This window comes from Thermoleptolyngbya sichuanensis A183, from assembly GCF_013177315.1.
Taxonomy (GTDB): domain Bacteria; phylum Cyanobacteriota; class Cyanobacteriia; order Elainellales; family Elainellaceae; genus Thermoleptolyngbya; species Thermoleptolyngbya sichuanensis.
The window spans coordinates 1,435,213-1,447,403 of sequence record NZ_CP053661.1; the positions used below are offsets into that span (position 1 = coordinate 1,435,213).

The window sequence follows — 12,191 nt, forward strand, 5'->3', positions numbered from 1 at the left end:
CGGGTGGCTCCTGACCCTGAACCCCTAACCCTTGACCCCGTGCTATAGCATGAAGAGGAGGTTGTTTAGATTGGCGATCGCTATGTCTGCTTTGTCTCCGCGGCTTCCTTGGCACACGCAGCTTGGCTCTCAGCGAGACTGGGCATGGCGCGGCTGGCAGATTCGCTATACCTATCTAAGGGCGCAAACCCCCGCACCGGATGCTGTGCCGATTGTGTTCCTGCATGGGTTTGGGGCGGCGCTGACCCAGTGGCGGCTGAATCTGGAGCCGCTGAGCCAGCATCACACGGTCTATGCGCTGGATTTGCTGGGGTTTGGTGCGTCGGAAAAGGGGGCGGCAAACTACAAGGTAGACCTGTGGATGGCGCAGGTGCGGGACTTTTGCCGCGAGATTGTGGGGCGGCCGGTGGTGCTGGTGGGGCATTCGCTGGGGGCGCTGGTGGCGCTGGCGATCGCCGCCACTGATCCCGCTCTGGTTCAGGGATTAATCCTGCTCACCTTGCCCGCGTCTCGCCAGGAGTTGCTGCCGGGTAAGCTACAAAGCTTCGTGGGCGAAATTGAATCTTTCTTCTCGTCGCCGCTGCTGCTGAAGCCGCTGTTCAGCGTGATTCGGCGGCCAGGCGTGATTCGCTCGGTGCTGCGGGCAGTCTATGCCAATCCCGAAACCATTACCGACGAACTGGTGCAGAGCTTTACGATTCCGGCGGGCGATCGCGGCGCGGCGAAGGTTCTCTGTCGGCTGGTGCAGGCCCGCACCCAAACGGACTTTAGCCCCAGCACCCAATCCCTTCTGCAAGCCGTCGATTTGCCCATCCTGCTGCTGTGGGGAGAAAAAGACCGGGTGATTCCTCTGGTATGGGGTCGTCAGCTTCCGGCCATGAATCCCAAACTAAAGCTGATTGAACTGCCTGGAGCAGGCCACTGTCCCTACGACGAGTGCGCTGACCGGGTGAATCGAGAAATCCTAGCGTGGGTCGATCATTGCGTTAGCAAGGTAAATGCTGGAGTGGCGAATGCTGGGATGGCGAATGCTGGCGGAGTAAATGCTGGAATGGCGAACGCTGGCGCGGTGAACGCTGGCGGAACCAACCAGCCGCCAAGCCCCAAAGCCTGACCCCAGATCCCAGCCTGGTTTACATTTTTTCAAATTTTCTCAAACTTTTTTAGAGTGCGTCTGTACTGCTAGGGCGCTGGCTTTGGCGTGTTTGGCGATGCTGGGCAGGGTCGATGGGGGCGATCGCCCGATCCAAAATTTGGAAGGGAATGATATAGTACACTTGTATCAAACACCAAATGGGTACAGATGGGGACAAACGGAACCTCTGGATGGCTGATCTTCAAGTCTCAGATCCAATCCCAGAGACAATCCCAGGGTCAATCCCAGAGCCAATTCCAGCACCCTGATGCCCCACGTACCACCTCAGCAAACTCAACGGGTGAAAACAAACGCTCTATGACTACAGGTACCAGAGCAAGGCGGGCAAGTAAACCCCCTGCAATCTCCCCAAGCGGCACGCGCACCCTGGCGCTGGATGCAGGCAACTACGACCTCAAATTTTTTGATGGCAACGGTCATCCCAAGGCGATTCGCTCGGTGCGCTATCACCTACCGTCGGGGCGCGATGCCGTCAGCTATTCCGACGCTTCGCCGCTGATCGAGCTGCCCGACGGAACCCGCGTCCACTTTGGCGCACAGGCCTACAAATACCGCCGCCAGCAGCAGACGGTCGTGGAAAACAAGGTAGAACTGTCGCGCCTACATCTCTACGCCTGTCTAGAGCCGTTTAATGGCAGTACCGAGTTCACCTTGCAGGTTTATGCTTCCACCCCGGAACCCGCCAAAAATCGGGACGCGATTCGGGAGCAACTCATCGGGATGCACGAATTCAAGCGCAACGGGCTAGACTACCGCGTCATGGTGGAAAGCGTGGACGTGGAGCGCGAAGGCATGGGTGCATACCACTATGCACGGCAACTGGGCATGATTCCCGATGCGGGCTTTACCATCGTCGTCGATATTGGCGGCGGCACCTGGCTAACGCGGCTGGTGGACGCTGAGGGCGAAGTAATTGACGAAAACGTGATGGATCGTGGTGGCGCGTATGAACTGGCGGCCTCCATCAGCTTCGACAAACGGCTGACCACAGCACTGGGGACAAGCGCTGACCCCAGTATCGTGATGGACGGCTTTCGCGCTGGGCACACCTATGCCGACACGGAGCTAACTTGGGCCCCCTGGCTGGAAGAGCATCTCGACCCCTGGTTTAAGGGCATTTTCCAAACCGTGCGATCGCAATACAACCCCTATATGCCCCGCGTGACGCGCTTTCTGGTGACGGGCGGCAGCACCCACCTGATTGCTGAACGGCTGCAAGGGCGCAAGCTCTTTGCCGTCATGGGCGATCCGCAATTCGCCAATGTCCGCGGTTTGTACTCGATGTCGATGGACCAACAGCTATGCATGACAACAAAGTAAGACTGAGTGCGGATGTGCTGGAAAAGGCGCAGCAAATCGCCGCCGAGTGGGGGCTGAAGAATACCCGTGCGGCGGTGGAGGCAGTATTCCGGCGCTATGCCGATGACTATCTGCATGGTCGGGAGCCATTTCCAGGCGCGGCGATTGCCCAGACCCACCTCCCTACCTGGACTCCACCCCGACGGCTCGATCCGCTGGGGCTGGCAAACGGCGGCAGTTGCGAAGCGCTGGATGCCTTGGATGAACTGCTTGGAGCCTGACGGGGCCGCCGCTCTGGGGTCTAAAATAGGAGGTTGACCTGGGAGAATCGTCCTGCATGGCTGAGTCGGCAATTTGGCAGCTTCCACCCGACGAGTCGCCGTCCGCCGAGTTTGTGCAGGCAGCGGCCGAGTATGCACCCGCTGGCATGGCGACCTATGCTGCTCAGTTGCTCTGGCAGCGCGGCATTCGCGACCCAGCGGCGCTAGCGGGCTGGCTCAACCCCGATTGCTACTCGCCGACCAGCCCCTTCGCGTTTGGCGAAGAAATGCAGAGGGCGATCGCCCGTCTGAAGCTGGCCTACGAACGGCAGGAGGCGATCGCCATCTGGGGAGATTTTGATGCCGATGGGATTACGGCGACGGCAGTGCTGTGGGACGGGCTGGGACAGTTTTTTTCCCAGGGCGATCGCCTCTCCTACGTCATCCCCAATCGCCTCACGGAATCCCACGGGCTGACCCACAGCGGCATCGAGCGTCTGGCGGCGGCGGGCGTTCGCCTGATCGTCACCTGCGACACGGGCAGCACTAGTCTGGCGGAGATCGACCATGCGAATCGCTTGGGGCTGGACGTGATTGTGACGGATCACCATACGCTGCTGGCGCAGCGTCCGCCTGTGGTCGCCATTGTCAATCCCCGCAGCCTGCCTGCGGATCATCCCCTCGCCACCCTGTCGGGCGTTGCCGTTGCCTACAAACTGGTGGAGGCGCTGTACGAAACCCTGCCCGACGTGCCGACGCGCCCGCTGGATACTCTGCTGGATCTGGTGGCGATCGGGCTAATTGCTGACCTGGTGGAGCTGCGGGGCGACTGCCGCTATCTGGCGCAGCGGGGCATTGCTCAGCTTCAGAAAAATCAGGACGTGGCGACGGCCCCGCGCCCTGGGGTGGCGATGCTGCTGGAATTTTGCAAACGGGCGGGCGATCGCCCTACCGATATTTCCTTCGGGCTGGGGCCGCGCATCAACGCCATCAGTCGCATCCAGGGCGATGCCCGCGATGGCGTAGAGCTACTGACCAGCCGCGACGAGAGCTGTTGTCGCCAGCTTGCCGAAGCAGCAGAACTAGCAAACGCTCGCCGTCGCGCCCTCCAGCAAGATCTGTTCAAACAAGTCTCGGCGCGGCTGAGCCAGATGGATTTGTCTACAACTGGCGTGATTGTGCTGGAAGATCCGCAGTGGCCGGTGGGCATTTTGGGACTGGTGGCTGGGCAAGTCGCTCAGGAATATGGCCGTCCGACCATTTTGCTCAGCAGCGCCGCACTGCTGGCGGCTTCCAAGCCCGCTGCATCGGATGCTGCCAGTTCTTTGCCCGATCACGTCAAGCTGGCGCGAGGTTCTGCCCGTTCTGTGAACTCGATTGATCTCTACGAACTGATGGGCAGTCAGCAGCACTTGCTCAGCGGGTTTGGTGGGCATCCCTTGGCGGCAGGGCTGAGTCTGCCTTTGGAAAACATTCCGCTGTTTGCGGATGGCATTAATCGGCAACTCCGGCAGCAGGTGGGGATATCGGGGGCGATTGCTCCGCTGTTGCTCCCGGTCGATTTGATCGTGACCGTGGGCCAGTTGGGAAAAGACTTGTTCCAAACGCTGAAACTGCTGGAACCCTGCGGCATGGGCAACCCCACGCCCAACCTGCTGATTCGTCAGGGTCGCTTTGAAAATGTCCGCAATGAAAATATCCGCGATTTCAAGCAGCGCAAGGTGCGCTACATCAAAACCGAGTTTGACCTTGTGGATGAAACCGGGCAATTTCACGGCGTGTGGTGGGGCCACTATCGCGACGAGATGCCGCCGGGGCCGTGCGATGCGGTGGTGCAGCTGGATTTCAATCCGTTTCGCAAGCGCTACGAGGTGCGGCTGGTGGCTGTTCGTCCGGCAGCGGACGAGTGGGCTGCGATGGTGCCTGCTGAACCGGACTGGCTGCTGGACTGGCGCGGGCAGACCGAACTTCCGGCAGGCGCGGCCGACGCAGAAAAGGTGTTGGTGATGACCGACTGCCCGACCCAGTGGGACGATTTGCGCGTGTGGGGGCGACAGGCCCGGCACGACGGCAAACGGCTGGCGATCGCCTATCAAACTCCACCCGCTGTCGATCCGCTAGAATCCTGGCAAACCCTGGTGGGACTGGCAAAGTATCTCAGCCGCACAGGGCAAGTCGCAACACGATCGCAGCTTTTACGAAAACTGGGGCTGGGCGATCGCCCGCTGAGAGCCGGAATTCAGGCATTGCAGGCGCTGGGAATGACGGTCTCAGCCCTACCCGATGGGTTGCGATTTCAGTGGCATCCAGCCGATTTGTCTACCCAGTCGCCAACAGCGGCCCAAGTGAATCAGACCATTGAGGCGTTTCTCTCGGCGGTTGAAGAAGAGCAATTTCGGCGACAGTACTTTGCGACTGTGCCTGCTGAAACGATTCGGGCGATCGCCTCTTAAGGCGACACTTTAATGCCACACCAGGGTCAAGTTTTGAACGCTAGGAACCAGAGCCGGTAAAACGTCTGACGTTTTTTTCAAAGCAGCAAAAAAGACAAGAAAAAGAGTGCAGACAGCATGACGACTCAGGATCAACGTCTATCTGCACCCTCTCAGCTAACCATGAACGTTGTGCAAGCAAGCACCCTGAAAGCCCTTCAGCAAGCTCAAAAGCCAGGTTCACAACCCAACGCATCCTAAGTACCCTAAATCCTAAAAAGGAAATATCCTAAAAAGGATTCAGCTTAAGCGACTCGACTTAAGTGATTTTATCGGAGCAACTGGAAAGGAAATTCAGTGGATTTGCGTAGGCAACACCGTCGATAGCTTTATCCTACGGCGATCGCCTAGGCTGTTTCATAAAGGAACTGTAGAGTTTGGGTGTAACCCCATAAGACTCGTGTGAAGATAAACAAGGCTCATTCGCCTGTGCCGAAATGACTCCCTGAAAATAACTCCCTGAAAATAACTTTAGTTTGGACTAATGGTGAAGAGGAAGGCAGTCAATGAGAAGCACCGACTGCCGTAAGGTCAATGAAGTACAACCAACATTGACCCCATGATTTTCAACGAACTTCAGCAATTTCGCCAAACGTTGTATGCCAGCTTGGGAAACGCCAGAGATGCCCTGTTTGATCTGATGGATGCCGTGTTAGTGAGTGCGTGCATCGTGTCGTTTGTGAGGCTATCGCAGAGTCCTGTCTTTCGTCGCCAGTGGTCGAGCACCTATGAAGCGTTGCGCGATAGCCGCCTACCCCGATCAAAGGTGCTGAAGCTGTTGGTGCAGCAGATACCGACTCAGCAGCAACCGTTGTTGGCAGGTGATGCGAGTCGGTGGAACCGTCCTGCTGCCAGGCGTTTGAAAGACCGCACCTTATCAGGCAGAACAGGACATGCCCCGATAGCCGGACAAAACTACAGTACCTTAGCCTGGATTGCTGAAGACAGGGGCAGTTGGGCATTACCATTGCGGCATGAGCGCATCACCAGCTTTGAAACACCCGCCAGTAAAGCGGCATTCCAACTCAAACAAGTGACTCGGCAGTTAGCGGTGCGTCCGTTGGCGATCTACGACCGAGGGTACGGCAATGCCAGTTTTGTCAACCAAACGGCAGGGATTGAGGCAGACTTGCTGCTGCGGGTTACATCCAATCGATGTGTCTATGGCGCGCCCCCAGCGTATCGAGGGCGAGGCGCACCTGCCAAGCATGGACATAAGATGAAACTCAATGACCCTGACACTTGGAGTGTCCCGGTCGAAACCGTTGAAGTCGATGATCCCAACTGGGGACGAGTGCGGGTCAGTCGTTGGAGTGCATACCATTTCCGCAAATCCCCCAAACGGGCAATGGAAGTGTTGCGCGTGGAGGTGCTGGAGACACAGAGCAGCACGCGACGCTTGGCTCCTTTGTGGTTAGTTTGGCTGGGTGAGCAGATGCCTCCGTTAGAAACCCTGTGGTTGCACTACCTCCGTCGCTTTGCCATTGAACACTGGTATCGCTTTGCCAAGCAGAGGCTATATTGGACACATCCCCAGTTCAGTTCTGTATCGGCAACCGAACAGTGGAGCAGCCTGATGCCGTTGCTCAGTTGGCAGTTGTGGTTAGCGCGAAAGGACTGTACTGACCACCCCTTGCCCTGGCAGGCACCGCAAGAAACGTTGACTCCGGGTCGGGTCGCACAAGCGTTTGCAGGCATTTTGGCAGCGATTGGCACCCCTGCTCCTGCGCCTAAACCTCGTGGTAAATCGCCAGGACGAGGCAAGGGGCACAAGCCAACTCCTCGTCCCTGCTATCCGATGGTCAAAAAACGAGCCTCGAAACGCAAGACATCCGAACAATCCCTGAACAGTCCGGTTGCAACAGCAGCTTAACTGCGAGCAGGATTGTATCCAATTCCTTAAGTTCAACTGTTATGAACGGTTGAGCAGATTCTTTATGGCATCCTGTTGAGCATTATTGTGATGCCAGTTAGTCCAAACTAAAGAAATAACCTCCTGAAACGGTTTTCCAAAGACCCGCAGACAGATTCCCATGACCCAGCCCAAATTTGCCAGTCGCGCCGCCTGGGAGCAGGCAAATCTGCTAATGCAGCCTGTGTTTATTCGGGTGCTGGATAATTTGCGAAAAGCCCTGGAACAGTCGCCCTGGAAAAGCACCTACCGCAACGACCCCATCTGGCCCGATGGCGTATCCAAGGAGACACAGCAGCAGGTGCTAGCGCTTCAGCATCGGCTGGCATCCGCTACTCCAGAAGAAGCCCCAGACCTCCAGGAAGCGCTGTCTCGTCTGCCCCAGCCCCATCCGGGCTACGTGCTGTGTCTCCAGCATCAGGCCCATCAGGTCAATATCGACCTCTGGCAGTTGTGCTATCAGATCTGCTTTCGCAACTACAGTCCTGTGCTGAGCCTAGCCGACACCGTAGTAGTCGAAGTGGATACAAGCTTGCTCGACGACACAGGCGATGTAGACTGGCAAAAGCTCGATGCGAAAACGGCTCAGCTTGTAGAGCAGATGTTTGCCAGCTTGCCCGACATTTCGTAGGTGTCCTGCGCGATCTATGTCCCGACTGTCCAGCACAATTGAAGCCATTTTGTATCTGAAAGGGCAGCCGCTGACGCTGGCCAAAATTGCGGAATATGCCGGATGCGATCGCCCCAGTGCCGAGGAAGGGCTGATTGAGCTAATGACCGACTACGCCCAGCGCGACGGAGCGCTAGAAGTGGTGGAAACGCCAGAGGGCTATTGTTTGCAGCTTCGAGAAGCCTATCAACCGCTGCTGCAAAAGCTGGTACCTGTGGATTTGGGTGTGGGTGCGCTGCGGACACTGGCGGCGATCGCCCTGCGCGGCCCGCTGACGCTTTCGGATCTGGTTGAACTGCGCGGATCAGGGGCTTACCAGCACGTTCAGGAGTTGGTGGAGCTAGGGTTTGTCCGCAAGCGCCGCAAAGCCGATAGCCGCTCGTCTTGGCTACAAATCACCGACAAGTTTTATCAATATTTTCAGCTAGAGTCGCTGCCACAACCCTTCAGCAACGCCTCCAGCGCTTCATCTGGGGCTGCGACTCCCGAAGCCTGACCCTACGCCTGATGTCTTCGCCACTTCTGCCCTGAGAACGACAGAGCTTCCCGGCCTGCGGTAGAGCCGCTTTATACAACCAGGCGGCTACCTTAATGTGTAATGTTTCGGAACTTTTACCAGATGGTTTTGAGATTGGTTTTGGAATAGAAGCGTTCAGCGATGAACAGGCTTCTGTCATAAGCCGACTCATGGCGGGTAAGCAAGGTTCGGAACGGTTTGAAATCCCAGGAAAAACCCATTTGATGAGCTGAGGTGATAAACCATGAGTAACCCTGATTATAGTCGGCAGAACGAGACCCGCATTCGGGACATGCAAAACGCTGAATTGCAGAATCGTGAATTGCGCGATCGCGGACTTCACGCTTACGAAGCTCGCCGTCAAGCCGAGATTGCGCGAGACAATGCCAATACCTCTGGGGGGCTGTTTCTCGGCCTGATGCTGGCTGCGATCGCAGGCTTTACCACCTTATTTATCGCGCTGGCCCAGCGCAGCGATACCCAGCCCCAGGTCGAACCCGCTGCTCCCCCCGAAGTGAACGTGCAGCCCCCTGAGGTGAACGTTCAACCCCCCGATGTAAACATCCAGCAGGCTCCGCCCCCGGATGTCAACGTGACGATTCCTGAAACTGCCCCCCAAACAGCCCCTCCCCAGAGCGCTGACCCGTCTCTTGATCCGATGATGGGCGCACCCGAAAGCTCGACGGATTCTATGAACCCAGATTCTATGAACCCAGATTCTATGAACCCAGATTCTATGAACACTGATCCGATGGCGAATCCCAATGGCACGGTTCAGCCAGGACAACCGTAATCTCTGGGTCGGCATTATTCCTGCCCTTGGAATATGTGATTCATCTTCTAATCGATTGACCATCGGCTGTGGGCGTAGTGATTATGCCCGCGGCCGATTTTAGGGCAGAGGGGAGCAAGCAAGTGCCTATTCAGGAATAACTGCCAGGAATAACTGCCAGGAATAACTGCGTGAAGGATATACCGCAAATCTCAGGGTCTGAACCCGACCGTTATTTACTGTAGATTAGTTGAGGACGGGCTGTCTTAGGGCGTGTTTTGAAACCCTTCGATCCCCCCTCAGCCCCCCTTAAAAAAGGGGGGAGCCGAGCCGAACCACTCTGCAAGTCCCCCTTATTAAGGGGGATTTAGGGGGATCGACTCAAGGCAATCAACGACCTAGAAAGTTTTAAGACACCGCCTAGCGGTTTAGTTCTCTCAACTTTTTCAACTCCAATTTCTCGATTCCAATTCTCAACTCCAAGGCTCATCTATGACCAAGATTGCGTATCTAGACTGCCCGACGGGTATTGCCGGAGATATGTGCCTAGGGGCGCTGATTCACGCAGGGTTGCCGCTGGAGTATTTGGAAACGCAGCTTCGGCGATTGGGCATTTCCCATGAATATATGCTACGAGTCGAAACCGTGCAGCGAAACGGGCAATCGGCAACAAAACTGCATGTGGATCTAAACGCCTTGCCTGATCCAGAGGCGTTGGCTCATCGAGAGCCAGGCGTTGATGTTCATTCAACCTTTCAGCGTGCCTATGCTCAACCTCACTCTAATGATTTATCTGATGATTTAACTAATCAAAGTATTAATCAAAATATGGTCGAGCGGTATTCAGGAAAGTATTCGGATTCACATTCTCATCCACATCCTCACCAGAGTCATAGTCACACGCATAAGTCTGATTTTTCCGATGATTCTGCAAGTCATTTTCATCCGCATCCACACAAGCATCCGGCTGCTTATCCCCATTCTTTAGACAATGCCACAGACGCGATTCGTGATTCTGAGCATCCGTCTCATGATCTTGCCTCACACCATCACGCAGGCACGCGGCATCTGGCAGACATCGAGCAGTTGATCTCGGCAGCAGGATTGTCGCCTCGGGCCGAAGCGTGGAGTTTGGCAGTGTTTCGGCAGTTGGCGATCGCCGAAAGCGCGGTTCACGGCATTCCCATCGAGGCGGTTCACTTCCACGAAGTCGGAGCGACAGATGCCATTGTGGATATCGTGGGAACCTGTTTGGGGTTGGACTGGCTGGGTATTGAGCAGCTTTATTGCTCGGCGATGCCAACGGGCGGGGGCACGATTTGGGCCGCCCATGGACGGCTCCCGGTTCCTTCGCCTGCGGTGCTGAAACTGTGGGAACTGCGGCAGGTGCCAGTCTACAGCAACGGCATCGAGCGAGAACTGGTGACCCCGACCGGGGCGGCGATCGCCACGACCCTGGCAGCCAGCTTTGGGCCGCCGCCCCCGATGACGCTGACCCGCGTGGGGCTGGGCGCGGGCGGGCGCGAGCTGCCGATTCCCAATATTCTGCGGCTGTGGATTGGAGAATCCTCCGAACTGGGGGCAGGTAGCTGGGCCTATCGACAGACGACTCACACCGCTCCATCGGGGATTCCCTTACCCCAGTCTGCTAGAGCCGTAGCGTCCACTGCTGAGCCAGGAGCCAATTCCCAGGTGACGGTTCTGGAGACGCAGATTGACGATGCAAACCCGCAGGCGATCGCCTACACGCTAGAATCTCTGCTGGCAGCCGGAGCGCTGGACGTGTTTACGCAGCCTGTGACCATGAAAAAATCGCGCCTGGGCACGCTGATTACGGTGATTTGCCCAATTGACCTGGCCGAAATTTGCAAAGCCGTCCTGTTTCGCGAAACTACGACGCTGGGTATTCGTGAGTCAGTGCAGCAGCGAACCACCCTCGATCGAGAATTTCAGACGGTCGAGACGGAATTTGGAGAAGTCCCAATGAAGCTGGGGAAACATCCCGTTAGCGGAGAACTGCTCAACGTCCAGCCAGAGTATGAAGATTGTGCCAAAATTGCCCGCGATCGCCAAGTTTCTTGGAGCGACGTGCATCGAGCCGCCTTACGCGCCTGGGAGAATCGGAATCCAAAGACCCAACTTCGGGCAGAGAGCGCCCACTAGTGTCTACTAAGAGAGGAGTGGCAAACGCCCCCGGCTCCGAACCTGCTTGCAAAGGCGAAGCTCTGTGCCGTCCGTATTCCAGTGTACCTGGTCAAAAATCTGGTGGAGAATATAGAGTCCGCGCCCGCAGTCTCGCTGCTCTTGGGGCGATCGACCGACACAATCCTCTCGGCATGGGCCCGCAGGGTCAAACCCGCAGCCTTGGTCGGAAATGATCCACCAGTGTTCGTTATTGACAATGTAGAACTCAACCAGAATGGTTTTGTTTGGGTCGAGATTATTGCCGTGCTTTGCTGCGTTAACCAGCGCTTCCTGAAGTCCCAGACGCACCTCTGCTCTCCAGCGCGGCGGAATGTCAGCCAGCAGCAAGTCCAAGACTGGACCCAGATGCAAAGTAGACGCAAAGCTTACAGTACCCCACTTTCGCCCATTGGGACGAGGTGTGATTGCGATCACTCGATGATCCTCACTGGCGTACAAAGGGACAGCGGATGAACCTTGCTCGGCTCAGTTCAAAAGTAGGACTTTAAAAAAGTGAAACTTATCTTTAGAAGCTGAGGCTAAATGAATGAGTCTGAAAACCCCCTACTAGAGGAAGATTGTGAGTAAAGCGCAATAGCTTGAATGCAACCTAAATTAAAAAAATCCTAAGTCAAAAAAACTGCAACTAAAAAGCAGCAACGCAAATGGGTAGCGCACTTATGTTTTACACTGCAATTTTAGCACAGCTAGTCGGTAATCCCTGCTTTTTGGGCGGCAATTACCCACTGGGGCGGGGTTTCCCTCATCTTGGATGTAGTGTTGCAACCGGGTTTAGACGGACTTCTGTGAGCTAAGCTACAAAATCTTTGGGCAGAACAATAGTCAACAGCGCGATCGCCCCAAGTTCTTAGAGCTAATTTGTAAAGGAGCCTGAAAGCCTTGTTAATCAAGGATTTCCGAGAAACCGC

General features: G+C 56.2%; 10 protein-coding genes. 9 read left to right on the forward strand and 1 reads right to left on the reverse strand.

Going from position 1 to position 12,191, the window contains the following annotated elements; genetic code table 11:
- Positions 1 to 82: 82 nt before the first annotated feature.
- From HPC62_RS06130 to larC, 9 genes are all read left to right on the forward strand, one after another.
- Positions 83 to 1,114: an alpha/beta fold hydrolase gene (locus tag HPC62_RS06130; RefSeq protein ID WP_172354221.1), complete on the forward strand. Its 1,032-nt coding sequence runs from the start codon at positions 83 to 85 to the stop codon at positions 1,112 to 1,114.
- 339 nt (positions 1,115 to 1,453) lie between these two features.
- On the forward strand, positions 1,454 to 2,476 hold the full coding sequence (locus HPC62_RS06135; RefSeq protein WP_172354222.1) for a ParM/StbA family protein: 1,023 nt from the start codon (positions 1,454 to 1,456) through the stop codon (positions 2,474 to 2,476).
- Positions 2,458 to 2,736, forward strand: coding sequence for a hypothetical protein (locus HPC62_RS06140; RefSeq protein ID WP_172353189.1), 279 nt, complete (start codon positions 2,458 to 2,460; stop codon positions 2,734 to 2,736). The genes HPC62_RS06135 and HPC62_RS06140 overlap by 19 nt, the downstream gene beginning before the upstream one ends.
- Positions 2,737 to 2,792: 56 nt before the next feature.
- Positions 2,793 to 5,168, forward strand: a complete 2,376-nt coding sequence (gene recJ, locus HPC62_RS06145; protein WP_172354223.1) for a single-stranded-DNA-specific exonuclease RecJ — start codon at positions 2,793 to 2,795, stop codon at positions 5,166 to 5,168.
- 598 nt (positions 5,169 to 5,766) lie between these two features.
- A complete protein-coding gene (locus tag HPC62_RS06150) occupies positions 5,767 to 7,080 on the forward strand; it encodes an NF041680 family putative transposase (protein ID WP_172353244.1) in 1,314 nt (437 codons plus the stop codon).
- 160 nt (positions 7,081 to 7,240) lie between these two features.
- Positions 7,241 to 7,750 carry a sugar phosphate isomerase family gene (locus HPC62_RS06155; protein WP_172354224.1) on the forward strand — a complete coding sequence of 170 codons (510 nt, stop codon included), beginning with the start codon at positions 7,241 to 7,243 and terminating at the stop codon, positions 7,748 to 7,750.
- A gap of 16 nt (positions 7,751 to 7,766) precedes the next feature.
- Positions 7,767 to 8,285: an SMC-Scp complex subunit ScpB gene (scpB, locus tag HPC62_RS06160; RefSeq protein WP_172354225.1), complete on the forward strand. Its 519-nt coding sequence runs from the start codon at positions 7,767 to 7,769 to the stop codon at positions 8,283 to 8,285.
- 265 nt (positions 8,286 to 8,550) lie between these two features.
- Positions 8,551 to 9,099, forward strand: coding sequence for a hypothetical protein (locus tag HPC62_RS06165; RefSeq protein WP_172354226.1), 549 nt, complete (start codon positions 8,551 to 8,553; stop codon positions 9,097 to 9,099).
- Between the two features lie 471 nt (positions 9,100 to 9,570).
- Positions 9,571 to 11,241, forward strand: a complete 1,671-nt coding sequence (gene larC, locus HPC62_RS06170; RefSeq protein ID WP_172354227.1) for a nickel pincer cofactor biosynthesis protein LarC — start codon at positions 9,571 to 9,573, stop codon at positions 11,239 to 11,241.
- A gap of 6 nt (positions 11,242 to 11,247) precedes the next feature.
- On the opposite strand, the gene HPC62_RS06175 is transcribed toward larC, so the two are convergent.
- The gene (locus tag HPC62_RS06175; protein WP_172354228.1) at positions 11,248 to 11,697 is read right to left on the reverse strand and encodes an ATP-binding protein; all 450 of its coding nucleotides are present in this window, start codon (positions 11,695 to 11,697) and stop codon (positions 11,248 to 11,250) included.
- Between the last annotated feature and the right edge of the window lie 494 nt (positions 11,698 to 12,191).

Bases quoted from the DNA above. Each gene is read 5' to 3' on its own strand.
- HPC62_RS06150 (WP_172353244.1), top strand. From the start codon at position 5,767: ATGATTTTCAACGAACTTCAGCAATTTCGCCAAACGTTGTATGCCAGC.
- larC (WP_172354227.1), top strand. From the start codon at position 9,571: ATGACCAAGATTGCGTATCTAGACTGCCCGACGGGTATTGCCGGAGAT.
- HPC62_RS06165 (WP_172354226.1), top strand. From the start codon at position 8,551: ATGAGTAACCCTGATTATAGTCGGCAGAACGAGACCCGCATTCGGGAC.
- scpB (WP_172354225.1), top strand. From the start codon at position 7,767: ATGTCCCGACTGTCCAGCACAATTGAAGCCATTTTGTATCTGAAAGGG.
- HPC62_RS06140 (WP_172353189.1), top strand. From the start codon at position 2,458: ATGCATGACAACAAAGTAAGACTGAGTGCGGATGTGCTGGAAAAGGCG.
- recJ (WP_172354223.1), top strand. From the start codon at position 2,793: ATGGCTGAGTCGGCAATTTGGCAGCTTCCACCCGACGAGTCGCCGTCC.
- HPC62_RS06130 (WP_172354221.1), top strand. From the start codon at position 83: ATGTCTGCTTTGTCTCCGCGGCTTCCTTGGCACACGCAGCTTGGCTCT.
- HPC62_RS06135 (WP_172354222.1), top strand. From the start codon at position 1,454: ATGACTACAGGTACCAGAGCAAGGCGGGCAAGTAAACCCCCTGCAATC.
- HPC62_RS06155 (WP_172354224.1), top strand. From the start codon at position 7,241: ATGACCCAGCCCAAATTTGCCAGTCGCGCCGCCTGGGAGCAGGCAAAT.